We start from the raw sequence: 22,432 nt of genomic DNA, 5'->3' as shown, positions 1-22,432 counted from the left end.
CCGTCGGCTGGTGCCCGGAGAGCGCCGCCGCGTTTTTCACAACGCCAACGTTACGTAATTACCCGGAGGGTCGCAAACCCGGGCCTCGGTGATCCGAACCACCGGCCCGGCGGAGTCGGACGAACCTCGATCACTACGGTGCGTAGGATTTGGGCCGTGAACCGCATCGTCCGTCCGGTCTCCGGTCTCCTGCTGCGCCGCCTCGCGCTCGCCTCGATCATCGCGAACGTGGCCATCGTCGTCACCGGCGGGGCGGTCCGGTTGACCGCGTCGGGCCTCGGCTGCCCCACCTGGCCCCGGTGCACCGACGACTCGTACGTCACGACACCCGAGATGGGCGTGTACGGCGTCATCGAGTTCAGCAACCGGATGCTCACCTTCGCGGTGGGCCTGATCGCGCTGGCCACCGTGCTGGCCGTCCTGGCACACCGGCCCCGCCGCCGCGGGGTGCTGACCCTCGCCGTCGCCGTCTTTCTGGGCATTCCCGCCCAGGCGGTGATCGGTGGCATCACGGTGCTCACCAACCTCAACCCGTGGGTGGTCGGGCTGCACTTCCTCGCCTCGATGGCGGTGCTCGCCGCCGCGTACGCCCTCTGGCGGCGGGTCGACGAACCGGACGCCCCGACGGTCGCCGTGGTGCCCTCCCCCCTGCGCACGCTGGCCCGGGTCACCACCGGCGTCACCGTCGCGGTGCTGGTGATCGGCACCTGGGTCACCGGCAGCGGCCCGCACGCCGGCGACCACGGCGCGGCCCGCAACGGACTGGACCCGGAGTCGATCTCCCAGGTGCACGCCGACGGCGTCTTCCTGCTGATCGGCCTGTCGGTGGCGTTGATCTTCGCGTTCCGCGCGGTCGGCGCGGCGCGGGCCACCCGCGCCGCCGTCGTCCTGCTCGCGGTGGAGCTGGGTCAGGGGCTCATCGGCTTCGTGCAGTACTTCACCCACGTGCCGGCGATCCTGGTCGGCGCGCACATGCTCGGCTCGTGCCTGGTGCTGCTGGCGGCCCTCTCGGTCCAGTGGTCCACCCGCGAACGCCGCCCGGCGGCCCCCGCGCCGCAGACCACCGCGACCGAGGTCGAAGCCGTCCCGGTCACCGCCTGACACCGCACCGAGCATCCGCCACCCCGCGCCCCGCAGGCGCAGGCCCGCGCCCGAGCACCCCGTCACCCCGCGCCCGGCCGGCCCGCGCCCGCGCGCGGCCGTTACCCCGCGGCGATCTTGCACTTTCCTCAAGATCTACACAACATCGGGGATGTTGCTGCTTCCCGTCGGGGCGAGGCAGCAACATCCCCGATGTTGCGCGGATCTTCGGGGTACGCCCACGGCCAGGCGGCGGGGTGGGAGATCAGGCTCAGCGGGTCAGGTGGGTGGCGATCGCGGTGGCGAGGCGGTCGGGGGCGCCGTCGGCGTACCCGATGAAGAGCGACGGCTCGGTCAGCTCCAGTTCGACCAGGACCGGGTCGCCGTCCGGGCCGGGGATCAGGTCGACCCGGGCGTAGAGCAGTCGACGCGTGCCACCGGGCACCGCGGCGAGGGTCCGCTCGGCGACCGCCAACTGCTCGGGGCGCGCGGCGCGGGAGCTGATCTCCTCGGCCTTGTAGAGACCGTCCGGGCCGAGATCCGGGCCGGTCAGCATCGGGCCCTTGCGGATGGCGTGGCTGTACGCGAGCCCGTCCGGGCCGGCCAGGAAGAGCAGCGCGGTCTCGCCCTCGCTGTCGACGGCGCTCAGGTACGGCTGGACCATCGTCGTGCGGCCGGCGGCGGAGAGGCGGCGTACGTGGGCGCGGGCCAGGTCGCGGTGCTCGGGGTCGGCCAGGTCGTACCGGCCGGTGTCCTGGCTGCCGGCGCTGACCGAGGGCTTGAGCACGTACTCGCCAGTCCCGGCGGGCGGCGACCAGGTCTCCCCCGGCTCGACCCAGGACGTCGGCACGGTCGGCACCCCGGCGGCGCTCAGCTCGGCCAGGTAGCGCTTGTCGGTGTTCCACCGCACCACGTCAGCCGGGTTGACCAGCGCGGGCACGGACGCGGCCCAGGCGACGAACTCGTCGCGGCGCAGGGCGTAGTCCCACGGTGAGCGAAGCACGACGAGGTCGTACGAGGACCAGTCGGCGGCCGGGTCGTCCCAGACGACCGCCTCGGCGGCGATCCCCCGGGCGCTGAGCGGGTCGAGGACGAGACGGTCGTCGGGGTCGAGGTCGACCAGCTCGGTGCAGGTGACGAGAGCGACCCGGGGTTCCCCCCGGGTCGACTGGTGGTGGTTGGTCAATTCAGCTGTCTATCTCAACGGGCCATCGTGCGCCGGGCCATCGACCGCCAGAGGTCGTTGCTCGGTCGCATCTGGTCCATCAGTTCACGCTCCCAGGCGTTCTCGACGGTGACTCCCGCCTTGGCGCACGCCTCCCGAGCGGTGACGGTGTCCTCGGCGAACTGGTCGCCCCACTCACCGTCGGTACCCACGAGGACGATCCGTGCGCCGCGCTTACCGACGTACTCGATGACGGCCTTCGCGCCGCCGTGCGCGGCGGCGAACGACTGAAGGCCTGCGACCAGGCCGTGCGGGGCCTGCTCGCCGGCGGTCTGCTCAGCCGTCAGCGTCGTATCGGAACCATCTGCCATGACGCGAAGCCTAAGCAGAGTTGCACTCGCGCGTGCGAGAACCATGAACCTTTTGTGATGCCAATTACCTACAGGTTTAAGGATGAGCACAGACTTCCTGTCCGGTTATATCCGGACTTTCCCGCACTAATCGCTTAGGCAAATCAGGGTTCACCACCCGCAGGTTGAGTCGATCCGACTCATGGCGAAAGTTACTCTCATGTGACGTTAAACCCGGACAACTCATCCACGGCCATGATTAGTCCGCGGATTTCCAGTGAACCGCCGCGGCGACGTCCGCGCGACAGGCGTCAGATCAGCGCGTCGAGCGCGACGGCCACGAAGACGATCGTCAGGTAAGTCGTCGACCAGTGGAACAGCCGCATCGGCTTGACCGCCTCGCCGCGGGTCGCCCGCCGGCAGAGCCGGTGCGCCTCGACGATGAAGATGGCGCCCACGACGAGGGTCGGCACGCCGTAGATCGCGCTGAGGCCCAGCGGCCAGACCGCGAGGGAGGTGAGCACGGTGAGCCACGCGAAGATCAGGATCTCGGCGTTCACCCGCCGGATGGAGGCCACCACCGGCAGCATCGGGATGCCGGCGCGGGCGTAGTCGTCCTTGTACTTCATGGCGAGGGGGTAGAAGTGCGGCATCTGCCAGAAGAAGACCACGGCGAACAGGCCCCAGGCCGCCGGGGCGAGCCCGCCGGTCACCGCCGCCCACCCGATCAGCACCGGAGCGGCCCCGCAGGCGCCACCCCAGAACGTGTTCGTCGGCGTGGAGCGCTTGAGCCAGAGCGTGTAGACGACGTCGTAGTAGACGATCGCGGCGAGCGTTAGCCCGGCGGCGAGCAGGTTGGTGAAAGCCGCCATCAGGACGATCGAGATCGCCGCCAGCACCAGACCGAAGACGAGTGCGCTCCGCGGCGACACCGTGTGCGCCGGCAACGGACGCCGCTTGGTCCGCCGCATCAACTGGTCGATGTCCCGGTCGATGTAGCAGTTGAGAACGCTGGCCGCCCCCGCGGCGAGCGAGCCACCGATGAGCACCACTGCCATCAGCCACAGCGACGGCAGTCCCCCGTCGGCGAGCATCATCGCCGGGATGGTGGTGACCAGCAGCAACTCGACGATGCGCGGCTTGGTGAGCGCCACGTACGCCGACACGATCGCGCGCACGTCCCGCCGCGCCACCGGACCCTCGGCCGCCCGGGCCGGGGGCTGCCCGGCGGGGTTGCTCGCGGGGCGCTCGGTGATCATGCTCACGGATTGCCACCTTCCGGCATCGGCACGGGGAGATCGAGTCGGGCGGGGCCCACTTGCGACCGCACACCGACCCACACACTACGCGTTGTCGTTTTGGCTGCCCGGCCGACCCGACAACGGTGCGGGCCGTCACACCACCGGGTTGAACGACTCGCTGCCCTGTCCCGTACCGCAGACCATGCAGAGATCCCCGGGCGGACGTTTAGTCACGCTCGATAGGGTCACCAGTGAGGGTTCCGCCCATCTGCCGAGGAGCACAACCATCGTGGCTGCCAACCGACCTGAGCACTCTGAACTCAACTGGTCCGACCTCGATCGCCGGGCTGTCGACACCGTCCGCGTTCTGGCCATGGATGCCGTCGAGAAATCCGGCAACGGCCACCCGGGCACCGCGATGAGCCTGGCGCCCGCGGCCTACCTTCTCTTCAACCGGGTCATCCGGCACAACCCGGCCGACCCGAACTGGCCCGGCCGGGACCGGTTCGTGCTCTCCGCCGGGCACTCCAGCCTGACCCTCTACATCCAGCTGTTCCTGTCCGGCTACCCGCTGAGCCTGGCCGACCTCAAGTCGCTGCGGCAGTGGGGCTCGCAGACCCCCGGTCACCCGGAGCACGGTCACACCCCGGGCGTCGAGACCACCACCGGTCCCCTCGGGCAGGGCCTGGGCAACGCGGTAGGCATGGCCATGGCGGCCCGCCGCGAGCGCGGCCTGTTCGACCCGGAGGCCGAGCCGGGCAGGTCGGTCTTCGACCACAACATCTGGTGCATCGTCTCCGACGGCGACATCGAGGAGGGCATCAGCCACGAGGCCAGCGCCCTCGCCGGGCACCAGCAGCTGGGCAACCTCACGGTCGTCTACGACGACAACGAGATCTCGATCGAGGACGACACCCGCATCGCCAAGAGCGAGGACGTGGCGGCCCGCTACGAGGCGTACGGCTGGCACGTCCAGACTGTCGACTGGCGCAGCGGTGACGCCGACCAGGGCGACTACCACGAGGACGCCGAGGCGCTGTACCGCGCGCTGGTGGCCGCCAAGGCCGAGACCGGCCGTCCCTCCTTCATCGCGCTGCGCACCATCATCGGCTGGCCCGCGCCCAACAAGCAGAACACCGGCAAGATCCACGGCTCGGCGCTCGGCGCCGACGAGGTGAAGGCCACCAAGCGGATCCTCGACTTCGACCCGGAGCAGACCTTCCAGGTCGACGAGGAGGTGCTCGCGCACGCCCGCAACGTGATGGGCCGCGGCTCGGACGCCCAGCAGGAGTGGACCGTCTCGTTCGACGCCTGGAAGAAGGCGAACCCGGAGCGCACCGCCCTCTACGAGCGGATGGCCGGCCGCGTGCTGCCGGACGGCTGGACCGAGGCGCTGCCGGTCTTCCCCGCCGACGCCAAGGGCGTGGCCACCCGGGCCGCCTCCGGCAAGGTGCTCGAGGCGCTCGCGCCGGTGCTGCCGGAGCTGTGGGGCGGTTCGGCCGACCTGGCCGAGAGCAACAACACCACGATGAAGGGCGAGCCGTCGTTCATCCCGGCCTCGCACGCCACCAAGGACTTCCCCGGCCACGAGTACGGCCGCACCCTGCACTTCGGCATCCGTGAGCACGCCATGGGCGCGATCCTCAACGGCATCGCCCTGCACGGCGGCACCCGCCCGTACGGCGGCACGTTCCTGGTGTTCAGCGACTACATGCGCCCGTCGGTGCGGCTGGCCGCGTTGATGAAGCTGCCGGTGACGTACGTCTGGACGCACGACTCGATCGGCCTGGGCGAGGACGGCCCGACCCACCAGCCGGTGGAGCACCTGACCGCGCTGCGCGCCATCCCGGGCCTGGACGTGGTCCGCCCGGCGGACGCCAACGAGACGGCGTGGGCCTGGCGGCAGGCGCTGGAGCACACCGACCGGCCGACCGCGCTGGCGCTGAGCCGCCAGCCGCTGCCGACCCTGGACCGGGACGTCCTGGGTGCCGCGGACGGGGTGGCCAAGGGCGGCTACGTGCTGGCCGAGGCGTCCAACGGCAAGCCGCAGGTGATCATCGTCGGCACCGGCTCCGAGGTGCAGCTCTGCCTGACCGCCCGGGAGCGGCTGGAGGCCGACGGCACGCCGACCCGGGTCGTTTCGATGCCCTGCCAGGAGTGGTTCTACGAGCAGGATGAGGCTTACCGGGAGTCGGTGCTCCCGCGCGGGGTAAAGGCACGGGTGAGCGTGGAGGCCGGGATCGCCATGTCCTGGCGCGGCGTCGTCGGTGATCTCGGCGAGAGCGTCAGCCTGGAGCACTACGGGGCGAGCGCCCCGCACACCGTGCTCTTCGAGCAGTTCGGGTTCACCCCCGACCGGATCGTGGCGGCGGCACACGCCTCGCTGGCCCGGGTGGGCGACATCACCGGTTTCACGACCGGCAACTGAGGGAGCGTGGACGGCATGACGGACAAGCTGAATGAGCTCACCGCCGCAGGTGTGGCGGTGTGGCTCGATGATCTTTCCCGGGTACGTTTGAGCTCCGGCGGGCTGGACCAGCTCCGCCGTGAGAAGCACGTCGCCGGCGTCACCACCAACCCGACGATCTTCGCCAAGGCGTTGAGCGACGCCGACGAGTACAACTGGCAGCTGCGTGACCTCGCCATCCGTGGCGTGGACGTGGAAGAGGCCGTACGGATGCTCACCACGTACGACGTACGGTGGGCCTGCGACGTGATGCGCCCGTCGTACGACGGCAGCGCGGGCGTGGACGGCCGGGTCTCGATCGAGGTGGACCCGCGCAGCGCACACGACGCGGACAAGACGGTCGCCGAGGCCAAGGCGCTGTGGTGGCTGGTCGACCGGCCCAACCTCTTCATCAAGATCCCGGCCACCGAGGAGGGCCTGTCCGCGATCACCGACACCCTCGCCGAGGGGATCAGCGTCAACGTGACGCTGATCTTCGGTCTGGACCGCTACTCGGCGGTCATGGAGGCCTTCCTGGCCGGTCTGGAGCAGGCCAAGGCCAACGGGCACGACCTGTCGAAGATCGGCTCGGTCGCGTCGTTCTTCGTCTCCCGGGTCGACTCCGAGGTCGACAAGCGGCTGGAGAAGGTCGGCTCCGACCAGGCCAAGGCGCTCAAGGGCAAGGCCGCGGTGGCCAACGCCCAGCTGGCGTACGAGCGCTACACCGAGGTCTTCTCCTCGGACCGCTGGAAGGCCCTGGAGGCCGCCGGAGCGCACCCGCAGCGGCCGTTGTGGGCCTCCACCTCGACCAAGAACCCGGACTACCGGGACGTGATCTACGTCGAGGAGCTGATCGCCCCCGGCACGGTCAACACCATGCCGGAGTCGGTCATCCACGCGTACGCCGATCACGGCGAGACGCGCGGCGACACCGTGACCGGCGCCTACGACGCGGCCCGGAAGGTCTTCGCGGACCTGGAGTCGGTCGGGGTGGACATGGCCGACGTGATCGCCACCCTCGAACGCGAGGGTGTGGAGAAGTTCGAGGCGAGCTGGCAGGAGCTGCTCGACGGCGTCAGCAAGTCGCTGAAGGCCGCGGGCACCGGCACGGGCGCTCCGAACAAGGCTGCCAAGGGCAACGCCAAGGCCGCCGAGAAGGCCGGTGGCGCGTGAGCGAGCGAATCAGCAAGCGGCGAAGCGGAGTGACGGCATGAGCGAGCGCAGCGAGCGAATCGGAAAGCCCAGCGCGAAGGTGCCTCATGGCGGCACGCAGCGAAGCGGAGTGACGGCATGAGCGACCTTCTCGCAGGGCCGGTGGAGGCAGCCGCCGGGCTCGCCGTGTACGGCGCGGACGCGGTCGACAAGTCCGCGCCCGCCTCGACCCGGGAGGCGCTGGTCAAGGCCGGCGTCCCCGGCAAGCTGGCCGCCAAGGACGCGGGCCTGTGGGGTCCGGACGCCGAGGCCGAGGCGAAGATCCGGCTCGGCTGGGTGGACACCCACCGGCGCAGCCGGGAGCTGCTGGCGCAGCTCGCCGAGCTGAGCGCGGAGCTGGCCGACCTGGACCACGTGGTGCTCGCCGGCATGGGCGGCTCGTCCCTCGCCCCCGAGGTGATCACGCGGACGCTGGGCCGGCCGCTGACCGTGCTGGACACCACCGACCCGGGCCAGGTCCGGGCGGCCCTGGGTGACCGGCTGGAGCGCACCGTGGTGGTGGTCGCCAGCAAGTCCGGCTCGACGGTGGAGACCGACAGCCACCGTCGCGCCTACTGGCAGGCGTTCCTGGACGCCGGGATGACCGAGGCGGAGGCCGGCCGGCACTTCGTCATCGTCACCGACCCCGGTTCGCCGCTGGAGGCCACCGCGGCCGAGATGGGCGCGTTCACCGTGCTCGCCGACCCGAACGTGGGCGGTCGGTACTCGGCGCTCACCGCGTTCGGGCTGGTGCCCTCGGCGCTGGCCGGCGTCGAGGTCGCCGAGCTGCTCGACCAGGCCGACGCGTTGGCCGAGTCGCTCGCCTCGGACCGCGACAACCCGGCGTTGGCGTTGGGCGCCGCGCTGGGCGCGGCCGCCACGCTGGCCCGTGACAAGGTCGCCCTGGTGTCCGACGGCACCGGCATCGACGGCCTGGGCGACTGGGCTGAGCAGCTGATCGCCGAGTCGACAGGCAAGGCCGGGGTGGGCATCCTGCCCGTCGTGGTCGAGTCCCCGCAGAGCCCCGGCGCCACCGGGCCGGACGTGCTGACCGTCAGCTACGGCGGCGCGTTGGCCGCCGGTGACGTGCCGGGCGGCGGCGCCGACCCGGACGTGGCCGTCAACGGCCCGCTCGGCGCGCAGTTCCTGGCCTGGGAGTACGCCACCGCGGTGGCCGGCGTGGTGCTCGGCATCGACCCGTTCAACCAGCCGAACGTCACCGAGTCCAAGGAGAACACCAACAAGATCCTGGCCTCGGGTCTGCCGGCCGAGACGCCGTCGTTCACCGAGGGCGCGATCGAGGTGTACGCCCCGCAGGGCGCCCCCGGTGACCTGGTCGGCGTGCTGCGCTGGCTGCTCGACGGGTTGGGCGACGACGGCTACCTGGCCGCGATGGCCTACCTGGACCGGTTCGCCGACGCCGACGCGGCCCGGCTGCGTCCGCTGCTGGCCGAGGCGAGTGGCCGGCCGGTCACCTTCGGCTGGGGGCCACGGTTCCTGCACTCCACCGGCCAGTACCACAAGGGTGGCCCGCAGGTGGGCAGCTACCTTCAGGTGACCGGCGCGGTCACCGAGGACCTGGCGGTGCCGGGCAAGCCGTACACCTTCGGTGAGTTGCAGGCGGCACAGGCCGCCGGCGACCGGCAGGCCCTCGCCGGCCGGGAGCGTCCGCTGCTGCGGCTGCACCTGACCGACCGGGCAGCCGGCGTCGCCCAACTACTCGACGCGGCCGGTGAGCTGCGGGCGTGAGGATGGACGCTGTGACTGAAGCGGAGCGAGACGGCGGTTCGGTGAACCCGCTACGCGACCCGCAGGACCGCCGGTTGCCCCGGATCCCCGAGCCGTGCGCTCTGGTGATCTTCGGGGTGACCGGCGACCTGGCCCGCAAGAAGCTGCTCCCCGCGGTCTACGACCTGGCGAACCGGGGGCTGCTGCCGCCCGGTTTCGTGGTGCTCGGCTTCGCCCGCCGAGACTGGGGTGACGGCGACTTCGAGACCCTCGCGTGCGAGGCGGCCCGCAAGCACGCCCGCACCCCGTGGCGGGAAGAGGTGTGGGCGCGGCTGGCCGGCAACATCAAGTTCGTCGGCGGGTCGTTCGACGACGACGCGGCCTTCGACCAGCTCGCCTCGACGCTGGACGACCTGCGGCAGACCCACGGCATCGCCGGCAACGCGGCGTTCTACTTCTCCATCCCCCCGGCCGCGTTCCCCGTCGTGCTCAAGCAACTGGCCCGCACCGGGATGGCCGACAACGAGAAGTCCGGCGGCTGGCGCCGGGTCGTGGTGGAGAAGCCGTTCGGCAACGACCTGCCGTCGGCGAAGGCGCTCAACGACCTCGTCGACGACGTGTTCACCCGCCAGGACGTCTTCCGGATCGACCACTACCTGGGCAAGGAAACCGTCCAGAACATCCTGGCCCTGCGGTTCGCCAACAACCTGTTCGAGCCGTTGTGGAACTCGAAGTACGTCGACTCGGTGCAGATCACCATGGCCGAGGACGTCGGCATCGGCAGTCGGGCCGGCTTCTACGACACCGTCGGCACCGCCCGTGACGTGCTCCAGAACCACCTGCTCCAGCTCCTGGCGCTGGTGGCGATGGAGGAGCCGACCAGCTTCGACGCCGACGAGATCCGCGCCGAGAAGCTGAAGGTGCTCAAGGCGATCACCCTGCCCAAGGACGTGGCCCGGGACACCGTCCGCGGCCAGTACCTGCCCGGCTGGGTGGGCGGCGAACGCGCGGTCGGCTACCGGGAGGAGCAGGACGTCCCCGCCGACTCCACCACGGAGACGTACGTGGCGGTGCGGCTCGGCATCCAGAACCGGCGCTGGGCCGAGGTGCCGTTCTACATCCGGGCCGGCAAGCGGCTGCCCCGGCGGGTCACCGAGGTCGCCATCATGTTCAAGAAGGCGCCGCACCTGCCGTTCAACGACGCCGACATGGAGTCGCTGGGCAACAACCAGCTCGTCATCCGGGTGCAGCCCGACGAGGGCGTGGTGCTCAAGTTCGGCTCGAAGGTGCCGGGCACCACGATGGAGGTCCGCGACATCGCGATGGACTTCCAGTACGGCGAGGCGTTCACGGAGTCCAGCCCGGAGGCGTACGAGCGGCTCGTCCTGGACGTGCTGATCGGGGACCGCACCCTGTTCCCGGACGCGGCCGAGGTCGAGCAGAGCTGGCAGGTGATCGACCCGCTGGAGCACGCCTGGGAGGGCACCACGCCGGAGCCGTACCGCGCCGGCGAGTGGGGGCCACGGGCTGCCGACGAGATGCTGGCCCGCGAGGGCCGCGCTTGGAGAAGAGCATGATCGGGCTGTGGGACACCACCGGCAACGAGGTGGTCAAGGCGCTTGCCGCCGAGCGGCGCAGCGCCGGTGGTGTGGCCAGCGGCATGGCGCTCACCCTCATCGTGGTGGTGGACGAGAAGCGGGTCCGCGAGGCGGAGGCGGCGGCGACGATCGCCGCCGCGGCCCACCCGTGCCGGCTGGTGGTCGTGGTCCGCTCCGACATCGAGCGGGAACGCAACCGGCTGGACGCGGAGATCGTTGTCGGTGGCCGGCTCGGCCCCTGCGAGGCGGTGGTCACCCGGATGTACGGGCGGCTCGCCCTGCACGCCGAGTCGGTGGTGATGCCGCTGCTGGTGCCGGACGTGCCGGTGGTCACCTGGTGGCACGGCGAGCCGCCGGCGGAGATCGCCACCGACTTCCTCGGGGTGGTCGCCGACCGGAGGATCACCGACACGGCGCAGGCCACGGACCCGATCGAGGCGCTGCGGCAGCGCGCCCGGGACTACGCCCCGGGTGACACCGACCTGGCGTGGACCCGGATCACCCCGTGGCGGACCCTGGTCGCCGGGGCGTTCGACACCACCGAGGCGAAGGTCACCGAGGCGACTGTCGTCGCGCCGCCCAGCGACCCGACGGCGGCGCTGATGGTCGGCTGGCTGTCCAGCCGGCTCGGCATCACCCCGCGCCGGGTCGACAGCGACGAGTTCCCCCGGATGCGGGAGGTGCAGTTGACCTGCGCCAACGGTGACCGCCTGACGCTGACCCGCGAGGACAGCCTGGCGGTGTTCCGGCGGACCGGTCAGGACGACCGGACCCTGCCGCTGGTCCGTCGGCCGCTCGGCGACGAGCTGGCCGAGGAGCTGCGCCGGCTGGACGCGGACCAGGTGTACGCGGAGGCGCTGGGCGCGACCGCCGGTCTGCGGGGTCTGGAACAGCGCCCCCCGCAGCGGGTGCACGTCTGGAAGGATCCGGCCACGGCCCAGCGCGCCGAGGCCGGGGTCACCGCGCACACCGGCACGAGCGGCGAGAGCTGAGCAGCACCACACCCGAGGGCCGGGACGCCATGTCCCGGCCCTCCACCGCCACCTCCGGACGTTCCGTCCGGTAACGACGCGACAGCGACCGCCCAGCGGTCGGGAAACGAAGGCACAACCCATGAGTGAGGCGAGTGTCGCCGTCCACGCCGACGCCGACCTGCTGGCGCAGGCCGTGGCGGCCCGGCTGCTGGTGAAGTTGCTCGACGCCCAGGCCGACCGGGGCGAGGCCGCGATGGTGCTCACCGGTGGGCGCATCGCCGCCGCCGTGTACCGGGCGGTGGCGCAGTTGCCGGCCCGCGACGCCGTGGACTGGTCCCGGGTCGACGTGTGGTGGGGTGACGAGCGGTTCCTGCCCGCCGGCGACCCGGAGCGCAACGAGACCCAGGCCCGCGCCGCCCTGTTGGACGTGGTGCCGCTGGACCCGGCCCGGGTGCATCCCATGCCGGCCTCCGACGGACCGGCCGGCAACGACCCCGAGGCGGCCGCCGCCGCGTACGCCGACGAGTTGGCCCGCGCCGCCCGGCCGGGGCACGCCGCGCTGCCGCACTTCGACGTGCTGATGCTGGGCGTCGGTGAGGACGGGCACGTCGCCTCGGTCTTCCCGGAGCACCCGGTGCACTACGAGACGCGACCGGTCAGCGCGGTGCGGGGCAGCCCGAAGCCGCCGCCGGTGCGGACCACGCTCACCCTGTCGGCGATCAACACCGCCGAGGAGGTCTGGCTCGTGGCCGGCGGCGCCGACAAGGCCCGTGCGGTGGGCATGGCGCTGGCCGGCGCCGGCCCGGTGCAGCTGCCGGCCGCCGGGGTGCACGGCGTGGACCGTACCCGCTGGCTGCTGGACCGCGCGGCGGCCGCTGACGTGCCCGCCCGGCTGCGGAGCCTGCGCTGAGCGACGGTGCGGCCCCCGACGCGGGGGCCCGCACCTAGCTTTCGCCCCGGCGGCGGCGCAGCGCCGCGAGCGCCTCCGCCAGCAGCGCCTCGCCCTCTTCGGCGGTACGCCGCTCCTTCACGTACGCCAGGTGGCTCTTGTAGGGCTCGGCGCGGACCCGTCCGGGCGGGTTCTGCGCGTCCAGACCGGCGGGGAGCCCGCAGCGGGGGCAGTCCCACAGCGGCGGCGCCGTGGCGTCGGCCGCGATGCGGATGTCGGTCTGGTGGTCGTTGCGACACCAGTAGGTGACGTCCTGTCGGGGTGCGGGTTGGTGCCGCTCGTCCGGGCGCATGGGTGCGGACCCGACGCGGGCGCCGCGGATGACGTTGCCACTGGGCACGGCTGCTCGCTCCTGTCGTCGGAGGGGACCCGCCACCGTCGGGGATGGGCGGCGGGCGACGCGGTGCAGCGGAGAAAAGACTGCGCGCGGCCCGTCGAGTGACGGACCGCGCGCAGATTGTACGACTTCGCGGACCTGCTCAGGTGCCGCTGTTCAGCTGGAGACGGAGCCAGAGCCCCAGCCCGACGATCGCCGCGAACCAGACGACACCCACCAGAACGGTGTAACGGTCCAGGTTCTTCTCGGCCACCGAGGAGCCGGCGAGGCTGGAGCTGACGCCACCGCCGAACATGCTCGACAACCCGCCACCCTTACCGCGGTGCAGCAGGATGAGCAGGGTGAGCAGGATGCTCGTGATGACCAGCAACACGATCAACGTGTATGCGAACCAGATCGGCATGGCTGGGGGCAGTCCTCTCGTAGCGATCCTCGCCCGGACAGGTCGGGCACGGCGGCACCGGCCGGTGGACGGGCGGTGTCCAGGATAGCGAGCGATCAGCGAGCGATGTGCTCGGGGAACCGGCAGATCTGCGCGAATTCTTCGGCGTCCAGGCTGGCGCCACCCACCAGGCCACCGTCCACGTCCGGCTGGCCCATGATCGAGGCGACGTTGGACGCCTTGACCGAGCCGCCGTAGAGGACCCGGACCGCGTCGGCGGTCTCGGTGTCGAAGCGCTCCGCCAGCCGTTGGCGGACCGCGCCGCAGACCTCCTGCGCGTCCTCGGGCGTCGCGGTCTTGCCGGTGCCGATCGCCCAGACCGGCTCGTACGCGATGACGACCTGGCGCACCTGCTCGGCCGTGAGCCCGGCGAGGCCCCCGTCGAGCTGGTCGGCGCAGTGCGCCACGTGGGTGCCCTGCTCGCGGACGTCCAGCCCCTCCCCCACGCAGAGGATCGGGGTCAGGCCGTGCGCGAGCGCCGCCTTCACCTTCGCGTTGACCGCCCCGTCGTCCTCGTGGTGGTAGGCCCGCCGCTCGGAGTGCCCGACCACCACGTACGTGCAGCCGAGCTTGGCGAGCATCGCGCCGGAGATGTCCCCGGTGTACGCGCCGGAGGCGTGCGGGGAGAGGTCCTGCCCGCCGTAGCCGATCAGCAGCTTGTCGCCGTCCACAGCCGTCTGCACGGTGCGCAGGTCGGTGAACGGCGGCAGCACCACCGTCTCGACCTCGGTGAGCTGCTTCTCGGTGAGGCTCGCGGCCAGCTTCTGCACGAGCAGGTTGGCCTCGAGGTGGTTGAGGTTCATCTTCCAGTTGCCGGCCATCAACGGCCGGCGGGTCGTGCTCGCCATGCTCAGTTCTCCAGGGCCGCGATGCCGGGGAGGGTCTTGCCCTCCAGGTACTCCAGGGAGGCGCCGCCGCCGGTGGAGATGTGACCGAAGCTCGACTCGTCCAGGCCCAACGCCCGCACCGCCGCGGCGGAGTCGCCGCCACCGACGACGCTGAACGCGTCGGCCTTGGTGATCGCCTCGGCGATCCCCCGGGTGCCGGCCGCGAACGCCGCCATCTCGAACACGCCCATCGGGCCGTTCCAGAAGATCGTCTTCGCCTGCGACAGGGCGGCGGCGAAGCCGGCGACCGTCTCCGGGCCGATGTCCAGGCCGAGCCGGTGGCTCGGGATGCCGTCGACGCGGACCGTGTCGTGCGCGGCGTCCGGGGCGAAGGCGTCCGCGACCACCACGTCGACCGGCAGCATGATCTTGCCGCCGGAGCGCTCCAGCAGGTTGCGGCAGGTCTCGACCATGTCCTTTTCCAGCAGCGAGGTGCCCACCTCCAGGCCCTGGGCCTTGAGGAAGGTGAAGCACATCCCGCCGCCGATGAGCAGCCGGTCGACAGTCGGCAGCAGCGCCTCGATCACCGCGAGCTTGTCGGAGACCTTGGAACCGCCCAGCACCACCACGTACGGCCGCTCGGGCTCGCTGGTGAGCTTGGAGAGCACCTCGACCTCACGCAGCACCAGCCGGCCGGCCACGTGCGGCAGCCGCGCCGGCACGTCGTAGACGCTGGCGTGCTTGCGGTGCACGGCGCCGAACGCGTCGTCCACGTACGCGTCGCCGAACGCGGCGAGCTGATCGGCGAAGGCGCCCCGCTCGGCCTCGTCCTTGCTGGTCTCCCCCGCGTTGAAACGCAGGTTCTCCAGCAGGGCGACCTGGCCGTCGGCCAGGCCCGCGACGGTGGAGCGGGCCGAGTCGCCGACCGTGTCGGTGGCGAAGTGCACCGGAGCGCCGAGCAGCTCACCGAGCCGCCCGGCGACCGGGCTCAGGCTGAACTGCGGGTCCGGCGTGCCCTTCGGGCGGCCCAGGTGCGAGCAGACGACCACCTTCGCGCCGGCCTCGACCAGCGCACCGAGGGTCGGCAGCACCGCGCGGATGCGCCCGTCGTCCGTGATGGCGCCGGACTGCTTGTCGAGCGGGACGTTCAGGTCGGCGCGCACCAGCACGCGCCGACCCGACACCCCCTCGGCGAGCAGGTCGTCGAGGGTCCGGATGCTCACAGCGACGAACCGACCAGCTTGACGAGGTCGACCAGGCGGTTGGAGTAGCCCCACTCGTTGTCGTACCAGCCGACGACCTTGACCTGGTTGCCGACGACCTTGGTCAGCGGCGCGTCGAAGATGCACGACGCCGGGTCGGTGACGATGTCGGTGGAGACGATCGGGTCCTCGTTGTAGACCAGGATGCCCTTGAGCGGGCCGTCCGCGGCGGCCTTCAGCGCGGCGTTGACCTCGTCCACGGTGGTCTCGCGACCCACGTTGACGGTGAGGTCGGTGACCGAGCCGGTCGGGATCGGCACCCGCAGCGCGTACCCGTCGAGCTTGCCCTTCAGGTCCGGCAGCACCAGGCCGATGGCCTTCGCGGCGCCGGTCGAGGTCGGGACGATGTTCAGCGCGGCGGCGCGGGCCCGACGCAGGTCCGAGTGCGGCGCGTCCTGCAGGTTCTGGTCCTGGGTGTACGCGTGGATCGTCGTCATCAGGCCGTGCTGGATGCCGAACGTGTCGTGCAGGACCTTCGCCATCGGGGCGAGGCAGTTGGTGGTGCACGAGGCGTTGGAGATGATGGTGTGCTTCGCCGGGTCGTAGGTGTCCTGGTTGACACCCATGACGACGGTGACGTCCTCGTTCTTCGCCGGGGCGGAGATGATGACCTTCTTGGCTCCGCCGTCGACGTGCGCCTTGGCCTTGGTGGCGTCGGTGAAGAAGCCGGTGGACTCGATGACGACGTCGGCGCCGACCTCGCCCCACGGCAGCTTCGACGGGTCCTTCTCGGCGTACGCCTTGATGGTCTTGCCACCGACGGTGATCTCGTCGGCGGTCGCCTTGACCTCGTACGGCAGGCGGCCGAGGATGCTGTCGTACTTGAGCAGGTGGGCGAGCGTGGCGTTGTCGGTCAGGTCGTTCACCGCCACGACCTCGATGTCGGCGTCGGACGCCAGCACTGCCCGGAAGAAGTTACGGCCGATGCGGCCGAAGCCGTTGATGCCAACCCGGATGGTCACAGGTCCCATCTCCTCGCGTTCTGGTCTGCCGGCTTCAGACAACGGGCCGGCGGAGTGGTGTGCGCCGACCGTTGGAGCCGGCCGTTGACGGTTCGTCTCGGCACCCCGCCGCGGTCTGAGGACCTGACCGCCCGAGGCGGTAAGCACGACGAGGAGTGCCTGTGTCGGCCCCCTTGCCGTACTCAGCGACCTTATCCGAGCGCGTGAGAGCACGCCGCGCCGGGGCGTGGTCCCGGCGCACCGTACGGCCCCACCGTCCTATCAGACCACGAGCATGTCGGGTGTGACGGCCGCTTCGGTATCCGGGATGCCGAGGTCCCGGGCCCGCTTGTCGGCCAGCGCCAGCAGACGGCGGATCCGTCCGGCGATGGCGTCCTTGGTCAGCGGAGGCTCGGCCAACGCGCCCAGCTCCTCCAGCGACGCCTGCCGGTGCTCCAGGCGCAGCCTCCCGGCGTCGGTGAGGTGGTTGGGCGCCTCGTCGGCAAGGATCTCCAGCGCCCGGGTCACCCGGGCCGCGGCGGCGACGGCGGCACGCGCCGAGCGGCGCAGGTTGGCGTCGTCGAAGTTGGCCAGCCGGTTGGCGGTGGCCCGCACCTCGCGGCGGACCCGGCGCTCCTCCCAGGCCAGCACGCTGGAGTGCGCGCCGATGCGGGTGAGCAGCGCGGCGATCGCGTCGCCGTCCTTGACCACCACCCGGTCCACCCCGCGCACCTCGCGGTTCTTCGCGGTGATGCCGATCCGCCGGGCCGCGCCGACCAGCGCCAGCGCCGACTCCGGCCCCGGGCAGGTGATCTCCAGCGCGCTGGAGCGGCCGGGCTCGGTGAGCGAGCCGTGCGCCATGAACGCCCCCCGCCACGCCGAGACCGCGCAGCAGACGTTTGCCGCCACCACGTGCGGGGGCAGCCCGCGCACCGGCCGACCGCGCACGTCCAGCAGGCCGGTCTGCCGCGCGAGCGCCTCACCGTCCTTGACCACGCGGACGATGAAGTGGCTGCCCTTGCGCAGCCCACCGGACGCCAGCACGTGGATCTCGCTGGGGTAGCCGTAGACCTCCGCGATCTCCCGGCGCAGCCGACGCGCCACCGCGCCGGTGTCCAGCTCAGCCTCCACCACCACACGGCCGGAGACGATGTGCAGCCCGCCGGCGAAGCGCAGCAGCGCCGCCATCTCCGCCCGCCGACAGCAGGGCTTGGGCACGTCGACCCGACTCAGCTCGTCCTTGACCGCAGCCGTCATCGCCATTGTGCGTCCCCTCACGGACCTGTTCCGGCGTGTCGCCGGAGATTACGTACGTGTCTAACGATCGGCGCCCAGGACAGGCACCAGCGCGGCGCCCAGGGCAGCCGGATCATGGCGGGGAGTGCCGTCGGTGACGGCGACGGGGGCGAGGACCAGGCGGGCACCCAGCGATTCTGCCGCACGTTCGACCGGTTCAGGGTCACCCACCGCCTTGGCGTCCGCGAGCACGAGATCGACCTTGAGTTCGGGCAGGTACCAGCGCAACGCCGCCAGATGATCGGCGACCGAGAGGCCGAGGGTCTCCTTCTCCGCGGCCAGGTTCAGCGTGACCAGCCGCCGGGCCGAGCTGGACACGATCGCGTCGGCCAGCTGCGGCACCAGCAGGTGCGGAAGAACACTCGTGTACCAACTGCCCGGCCCGAAGATCAACCAGTCCGCCGCGCCGATCGCCGCCAGGGCCTCGGCGCAGGCCGCCGGGGCGGCCGGGGTGAGACGCAGCGACTCGACCCGCCCGGTGGTGACCGCCACCTGGTGCTGACCGCGTACGGTCCGCACCTCGTCGGGGGCGCTCGGGTCGGCGCCGCGCACCCGCGCCTCGATGCCTACCGGCTGGCGCGACATCGGCAGGACCCGCCCGACCGTGCCGAGCATCGCCCCGGCGTGTTCCAGCGCCGCCACCGGGTCGCCGAGCAGCTCCATGAGGCCGCAGAGCACCAGGTTGCCCACCGCGTGCCCGGCCAGGCCGTCGGAGCGCGCCGCCGCCGGTTCCGCGCCGCGCGACTCCGGGCCGCCCGCCGCCGTCAGGTCCGCGTCGGTCCCGTCCCGCGGGGGTACGCCGATAGCCGGCACGGCGGCGAAGCGGTGCTGGAACAGTCCGGCGCTGCGTCGGGTGGCCGGGTGGTCTCCGGCCAGCGCCACCAGCGCCTGGCGCAGGTCACCCGGGGGCAGGCCGCCCCGTTCGGCGCGCAGCCGGCCGCTGGAACCGCCGTCGTCGCCGACCGTGACCACCGCGGTGATGTCCAGGTCGAGTTCGGGGGCGCAGTGGCGCAGCGCACGCAGCGACGCGGACAACCCGTGCCCTCCGCCGAAGGCGACCACCCGACGCGCCGTCATTCCCGCCCCAGGTCGCGGTGCTGCGCGTTGGCGGCCAGCCCCGACTGGCGCAGCCGACCGGCCAGCTCCTCGGCGATGGCCACGCTGCGGTGTTTGCCGCCGGTGCAGCCCACGGCGACGGTCAGGTACCGCTTGCCCTCCCGCTCGAACCCGGTGGTGGTGGCGTTGACCAGGTCGGCGTACGAGGCGACGAAGGCGTCCGCGCCCTCCTGACCCAGCACGTACGCGCTGACCGCCTCCTCCCGACCGGTGTGCTCGCGCAGCTCCGGCACCCAGTACGGGTTGGGCAGGAACCGGGCGTCCAGCACGAAGTCGGCGTCCGGCGGCAGGCCGTACTTGAAGCCGAACGACAGCACGGTGACCCGCAGCCGGCGGGCGTCCTCGCCGCCGAACAGCTCCTCGATGCGCCGACGCAGCTGGTTGACGTTCAGGTGGCTGGTGTCGATGATCACGTCGGCCTGGTCGCGGGCCTCCTCCAACAGCCCGCGCTCCACGGCGATGCCGTCGGCCAGCCGCCCGTCGCCCTGCAACGGGTGCGAACGCCGGACGCTCTCGAAGCGCCGGATCAGCACCTCGTCGTCGGCGTCGACGAACACCACCCGGGGCGAGAAGCCCCGCTCCTTGAGCTCGCGGATCGCCCCGGCCAGGTCGGTGGAGAAGGCCCGCGAACGGACGTCCAGGACCATCGCCGTACGCCGGGCCGCGCCGCCGGCCTTGAACGCCAGCTCGGCCATGTCGAGCATGAGCGCCTGCGGCAAATTGTCCACGACGTAGTAGCCGACGTTCTCCAACGCCCGCGCGACGGTGCTGCGACCGCCACCGGACAACCCGGTGACCACCACCAGAGTGGTCTCCGACTCGGCCGCCGGCTGCCCGTCACCGGCTGTGTGCGCCTCGCTCACCCGTACCCCCAAGCCGTGGCGCCGCGGCCGCCATCGGCCGCGATTGGTCAATCAGCGACTCTATCCCGCCGGTCGGCGCCGGGTCGGGCGCGTCCGCTCCCGGGTAGCGTGGGTCGCCCTCCCGACAGGCCGCACCCTTGGCGGCTGTCAGTAGTCACCTGTGCGCTTCGCGCGATCGCCGCAGGTCAGGACCGACATTCCGGAGGTCTCCGCCGAGCAACGTGCGGGATCGGGGCCGCTTCACCCCGCCGAGCGGCCCGGCCGACCGGTCCAACTGACCGCTCGCCCGTCCGGTGCGCCCGGGTGCGCCGGGCGAGTGGTGTCGGGGTCGGCTCGTAGACTCCGCGGATGGCTTCCCCCACCGACGTGCGAGCCGAGGCCGCGCTGGACGCGCTGCGCCGGGTGTTCGGCTACGACGCCTTCCGCGGTTTCCAGCAGCAGGTCATCGACCATGTCGTCGCCGGTGGCGACGCGCTGGTGCTGATGCCCACCGGTGGCGGCAAGTCGCTGTGCTACCAGATCCCGGCCCTGGTCCGCGATGGTGTCGCGGTCGTCATCTCCCCGCTGATCGCGCTCATGCAGGACCAGGTGGACGCGCTCACCGCGGTAGGTGTCCGCGCCGGCTTCCTCAACTCCACCCAGACCCTGGACGCCCGGCGGCGGGTGGAGGCCGCGTTCGTCGCCGGCGAGCTGGACCTGCTCTACCTGGCCCCGGAGGCGCTCGGCGTCCGGTCCACCCTCGCCCTGCTCGACCGGGGGCGGATCTCCCTGTTCGCGATCGACGAGGCGCACTGCGTGTCCCAGTGGGGGCACGACTTCCGGCCCGACTACCTCGCGCTGTCGATGCTGCACGAGCGCTGGCCGCAGGTCCCCCGGATCGCGCTGACCGCCACCGCGACGAGCGCCACCCGCCGCGAGATCGCGAGCCGACTGGGGCTCGACGACGCCCGGCACTTCGTGGCCAGCTTCGACCGGCCCAACATCCAGTACCGGATCGTGCCCAAGCGGGAACCCCGCAAGCAGCTGCTGGCCCTGCTGCGCGACGAGCACCCCGGCGACGCCGGGATCGTCTACTGCCTCTCCCGCGCCTCGGTGGACAAGACCGCCGAGTTCCTCGTCGCCAACGGGGTCGCCGCCCTGCCGTACCACGCCGGTCTGGACGCGGCCACCCGCGCGGCCAACCAGCAACGCTTCCTGCGCGAGGACGGCCTGGTCATGGTGGCCACCATCGCCTTCGGGATGGGCATCGACAAGCCGGACGTGCGCTTCGTCGCCCACCTCGATCTGCCCAAGTCCGTCGAGGGCTACTACCAGGAGACCGGCCGCGCGGGCCGCGACGGACTGCCGTCCACCGCCTGGCTGGCGTACGGCCTCCAGGACGTGGTCCAGCAGCGCAAGATGATCGAGACGTCCGACGGCGACCTCGCGCACCGGCGCAACCTCGCCGCACACCTGGACGCGATGCTCGCGCTCTGCGAGACGGTCCGCTGCCGACGGGTGCAGCTGCTCGAGTACTTCGGCGAGACCACCCCGACGGCCTGCGGCAACTGCGACACCTGCCTCAACCCACCGGAGTCGTGGGACGGCACCGTCGCCGCCCAGAAGCTGCTCTCCGCCATCTTCCGCCTCGACCGCGAACGCAACCAGCGGTTCGGCGCCGGGCACTGCATCGACATCCTGCTCGGCAAGCAGACCGACAAGATCAGCCAGTACGGTCACGACGCGCTGACCGTCTTCGGCATCGGCACGGAGTTGAGCGAGGCCGAGTGGCGGGGCGTCGTCCGGCAACTCCTCGCCGAGGGGCTGCTCGCCGTGGAGGGCGACTACGGCACCCTCGCCCTGACCGAGGCCAGCGCCGACGTCCTGGGCCGCCGCCGCACCGTCACGATGCGCCGCGAGCCGGAGCGGCAGGCGTCGAGCCGGTCGTCGAAGCCGCGCGGCGCGGCCACCGTCGTCGCCGAGCTCACCCCGGCGGCCGCGTCGGTCTTCGAGCGGCTGCGCGCCTGGCGGGCGGCCACCGCCAAGGAGCAGGGCGTCCCGGCGTACGTCATCTTCCACGACGCCACCCTCCGGCAGATCGCGGGCGACGCGCCCACCTCGCTGGCCGAGCTGTCCCGGGTCAGCGGGGTCGGCGAGAACAAGCTCGCCAAGTACGGCGAGCAGATCCTGGCCGTCCTCGCGGCCGAATGACCCCGGGCATGCCGCAAGGGCCGGGCTCCTGTGGTGGGGTCCGGCCCTTGTCGGATATGTGGCAAGGGCCGGACCCCACGATCGGGGTCCGGCCCTTGTCGGTTGGTGTGTTGGTGTGTGGGTCAGCTGGTGGCGTAGCCGCGGGTGGCGATCCAGTCGGCGAGGTGGTCGACGGTGACCTGGTAGGAGGCGGTGTTGGGGTCGGCGGAGTCGGCGATGGTGACGGTGGTGCCGTTGTCGCGGTAGCCGACGACGCTGATGTAGTGCCCGCCTTCGAAGGAGTGGGTGTTGCCGTCGGTGTCGGTGGTGGTGCCGGCGATGTTGGCGACGACGGCGCGGCCGTTGTCGATGGTCTTGATGATGTCGGCGCGCAGTTGGTCGGTCTGCTTGGCGTCGGCGTCGGGCTTGCTGATCTCGACGCTGTGGTAGGCGTCGT

At 71.8% G+C, this 22,432-nt stretch carries 20 protein-coding genes; 8 read left to right on the top strand and 12 right to left on the bottom strand.

Going from position 1 to position 22,432, the window contains the following annotated elements; all coding sequences use genetic code 11:
* Positions 1-138: 138 nt before the first annotated feature.
* On the top strand, positions 139-1,101 hold the full coding sequence (locus ACLQ27_RS27455) for a COX15/CtaA family protein (RefSeq protein WP_425869375.1): 963 nt from the start codon (positions 139-141) through the stop codon (positions 1,099-1,101).
* 250 nt (positions 1,102-1,351) lie between these two features.
* Here ACLQ27_RS27455 and ACLQ27_RS27450 read toward each other — a convergent pair whose 3' ends face one another.
* From ACLQ27_RS27450 to ACLQ27_RS27440, 3 genes are all read right to left on the bottom strand, one after another.
* Positions 1,352-2,266, bottom strand: coding sequence for an ATP-grasp domain-containing protein (locus ACLQ27_RS27450; protein WP_357498876.1), 915 nt, complete (start codon positions 2,264-2,266; stop codon positions 1,352-1,354).
* A 14-nt stretch (positions 2,267-2,280) separates the two neighbouring features.
* The gene (locus tag ACLQ27_RS27445; protein WP_357498874.1) at positions 2,281-2,616 is read right to left on the bottom strand and encodes a hypothetical protein; all 336 of its coding nucleotides are present in this window, start codon (positions 2,614-2,616) and stop codon (positions 2,281-2,283) included.
* A 290-nt stretch (positions 2,617-2,906) separates the two neighbouring features.
* On the bottom strand, positions 2,907-3,860 hold the full coding sequence (locus tag ACLQ27_RS27440) for a heme o synthase (RefSeq protein ID WP_425869372.1): 954 nt from the start codon (positions 3,858-3,860) through the stop codon (positions 2,907-2,909).
* A 265-nt stretch (positions 3,861-4,125) separates the two neighbouring features.
* Between ACLQ27_RS27440 and tkt the strand changes: the two genes are divergently transcribed.
* The 6 genes from tkt to pgl all read left to right on the top strand — a co-directional run bounded on the left by tkt (position 4,126) and on the right by pgl (position 12,683).
* Complete coding sequence (tkt, locus tag ACLQ27_RS27435; RefSeq protein WP_357498870.1) at positions 4,126-6,264, top strand: transketolase; 2,139 nt, start codon at positions 4,126-4,128, stop codon at positions 6,262-6,264.
* Positions 6,265-6,279: 15 nt separating this feature from the next.
* The gene (gene tal / locus ACLQ27_RS27430; protein ID WP_234588441.1) at positions 6,280-7,455 is read left to right on the top strand and encodes a transaldolase; all 1,176 of its coding nucleotides are present in this window, start codon (positions 6,280-6,282) and stop codon (positions 7,453-7,455) included.
* Positions 7,456-7,572: 117 nt separating this feature from the next.
* Positions 7,573-9,222 (top strand): glucose-6-phosphate isomerase, encoded by a 1,650-nt coding sequence (locus tag ACLQ27_RS27425; RefSeq protein ID WP_425869369.1) that lies wholly within the window; start codon positions 7,573-7,575, stop codon positions 9,220-9,222.
* Between the two features lie 2 nt (positions 9,223-9,224).
* The gene (gene zwf, locus ACLQ27_RS27420) at positions 9,225-10,778 is read left to right on the top strand and encodes a glucose-6-phosphate dehydrogenase (RefSeq protein ID WP_357576121.1); all 1,554 of its coding nucleotides are present in this window, start codon (positions 9,225-9,227) and stop codon (positions 10,776-10,778) included.
* The gene (locus tag ACLQ27_RS27415; RefSeq protein WP_234588443.1) at positions 10,775-11,791 is read left to right on the top strand and encodes a glucose-6-phosphate dehydrogenase assembly protein OpcA; all 1,017 of its coding nucleotides are present in this window, start codon (positions 10,775-10,777) and stop codon (positions 11,789-11,791) included. The genes zwf and ACLQ27_RS27415 overlap by 4 nt, the downstream gene beginning before the upstream one ends.
* A 121-nt stretch (positions 11,792-11,912) precedes the next feature.
* Positions 11,913-12,683 carry a 6-phosphogluconolactonase gene (pgl, locus tag ACLQ27_RS27410; RefSeq protein WP_234588444.1) on the top strand — a complete coding sequence of 257 codons (771 nt, stop codon included), beginning with the start codon at positions 11,913-11,915 and terminating at the stop codon, positions 12,681-12,683.
* Positions 12,684-12,717: 34 nt separating this feature from the next.
* On the opposite strand, the gene ACLQ27_RS27405 is transcribed toward pgl, so the two are convergent.
* The 8 genes from ACLQ27_RS27405 to rapZ form a co-directional block, all read right to left on the bottom strand.
* Positions 12,718-13,062: an RNA polymerase-binding protein RbpA gene (locus ACLQ27_RS27405; RefSeq protein WP_354860378.1), complete on the bottom strand. Its 345-nt coding sequence runs from the start codon at positions 13,060-13,062 to the stop codon at positions 12,718-12,720.
* A 139-nt stretch (positions 13,063-13,201) separates the two neighbouring features.
* The gene (gene secG / locus ACLQ27_RS27400) at positions 13,202-13,462 is read right to left on the bottom strand and encodes a preprotein translocase subunit SecG (RefSeq protein ID WP_234588446.1); all 261 of its coding nucleotides are present in this window, start codon (positions 13,460-13,462) and stop codon (positions 13,202-13,204) included.
* Between the two features lie 95 nt (positions 13,463-13,557).
* The gene (gene tpiA, locus ACLQ27_RS27395; RefSeq protein ID WP_425869366.1) at positions 13,558-14,349 is read right to left on the bottom strand and encodes a triose-phosphate isomerase; all 792 of its coding nucleotides are present in this window, start codon (positions 14,347-14,349) and stop codon (positions 13,558-13,560) included.
* 2 nt (positions 14,350-14,351) lie between these two features.
* Positions 14,352-15,551, bottom strand: coding sequence for a phosphoglycerate kinase (locus ACLQ27_RS27390; protein ID WP_234588450.1), 1,200 nt, complete (start codon positions 15,549-15,551; stop codon positions 14,352-14,354).
* Positions 15,548-16,552, bottom strand: coding sequence for a type I glyceraldehyde-3-phosphate dehydrogenase (gene gap, locus ACLQ27_RS27385; protein WP_234588452.1), 1,005 nt, complete (start codon positions 16,550-16,552; stop codon positions 15,548-15,550). Before gap ends, ACLQ27_RS27390 begins: the two co-directional genes overlap by 4 nt.
* 261 nt (positions 16,553-16,813) lie before the next feature.
* Entirely contained in the window at positions 16,814-17,794 is a 981-nt protein-coding gene (gene whiA, locus ACLQ27_RS27380; RefSeq protein ID WP_074312802.1) for a DNA-binding protein WhiA, read from the bottom strand.
* Positions 17,795-17,848: 54 nt separating this feature from the next.
* On the bottom strand, positions 17,849-18,904 hold the full coding sequence (locus ACLQ27_RS27375; RefSeq protein ID WP_425869363.1) for a gluconeogenesis factor YvcK family protein: 1,056 nt from the start codon (positions 18,902-18,904) through the stop codon (positions 17,849-17,851).
* The gene (gene rapZ, locus ACLQ27_RS27370) at positions 18,901-19,806 is read right to left on the bottom strand and encodes an RNase adapter RapZ (RefSeq protein ID WP_234588457.1); all 906 of its coding nucleotides are present in this window, start codon (positions 19,804-19,806) and stop codon (positions 18,901-18,903) included. The genes ACLQ27_RS27375 and rapZ overlap by 4 nt, the downstream gene beginning before the upstream one ends.
* Positions 19,807-20,154: 348 nt before the next feature.
* Here rapZ and recQ point away from each other — a divergent pair, with 348 nt between their 5' ends.
* The gene (gene recQ, locus ACLQ27_RS27365) at positions 20,155-21,996 is read left to right on the top strand and encodes a DNA helicase RecQ (RefSeq protein WP_357576102.1); all 1,842 of its coding nucleotides are present in this window, start codon (positions 20,155-20,157) and stop codon (positions 21,994-21,996) included.
* 122 nt (positions 21,997-22,118) lie between these two features.
* Here recQ and ACLQ27_RS27360 read toward each other — a convergent pair.
* Positions 22,119-22,432, bottom strand: a 314-nt coding sequence (locus ACLQ27_RS27360; RefSeq protein WP_425869360.1) for a C39 family peptidase, incomplete at its 5' end; no start/stop codon positions are given.

Origin of the sequence: Micromonospora sp. DT63 (genome assembly GCF_049841615.1) — a bacterium.
Lineage (GTDB): Bacteria > Actinomycetota > Actinomycetes > Mycobacteriales > Micromonosporaceae > Micromonospora.
The sequence above is the reverse complement of the archived record's forward strand: the minus strand, read 5'-3'. Positions and strand labels throughout refer to the sequence as shown.

Excerpts from the sequence above, each read along its gene's own strand:
- ACLQ27_RS27445 (WP_357498874.1), bottom strand. The coding sequence starts at position 2,616 with ATGGCAGATGGTTCCGATACGACGCTGACGGCTGAGCAGACCGCCGGC.
- pgl (WP_234588444.1), top strand. The coding sequence starts at position 11,913 with ATGAGTGAGGCGAGTGTCGCCGTCCACGCCGACGCCGACCTGCTGGCG.
- zwf (WP_357576121.1), top strand. The coding sequence starts at position 9,225 with ATGGACGCTGTGACTGAAGCGGAGCGAGACGGCGGTTCGGTGAACCCG.
- whiA (WP_074312802.1), bottom strand. The coding sequence starts at position 17,794 with ATGGCGATGACGGCTGCGGTCAAGGACGAGCTGAGTCGGGTCGACGTG.
- ACLQ27_RS27425 (WP_425869369.1), top strand. The coding sequence starts at position 7,573 with ATGAGCGACCTTCTCGCAGGGCCGGTGGAGGCAGCCGCCGGGCTCGCC.
- tal (WP_234588441.1), top strand. The coding sequence starts at position 6,280 with ATGACGGACAAGCTGAATGAGCTCACCGCCGCAGGTGTGGCGGTGTGG.
- secG (WP_234588446.1), bottom strand. The coding sequence starts at position 13,462 with ATGCCGATCTGGTTCGCATACACGTTGATCGTGTTGCTGGTCATCACG.
- ACLQ27_RS27375 (WP_425869363.1), bottom strand. The coding sequence starts at position 18,904 with ATGACGGCGCGTCGGGTGGTCGCCTTCGGCGGAGGGCACGGGTTGTCC.
- tpiA (WP_425869366.1), bottom strand. The coding sequence starts at position 14,349 with ATGGCGAGCACGACCCGCCGGCCGTTGATGGCCGGCAACTGGAAGATG.
- recQ (WP_357576102.1), top strand. The coding sequence starts at position 20,155 with ATGGCTTCCCCCACCGACGTGCGAGCCGAGGCCGCGCTGGACGCGCTG.
- ACLQ27_RS27415 (WP_234588443.1), top strand. The coding sequence starts at position 10,775 with ATGATCGGGCTGTGGGACACCACCGGCAACGAGGTGGTCAAGGCGCTT.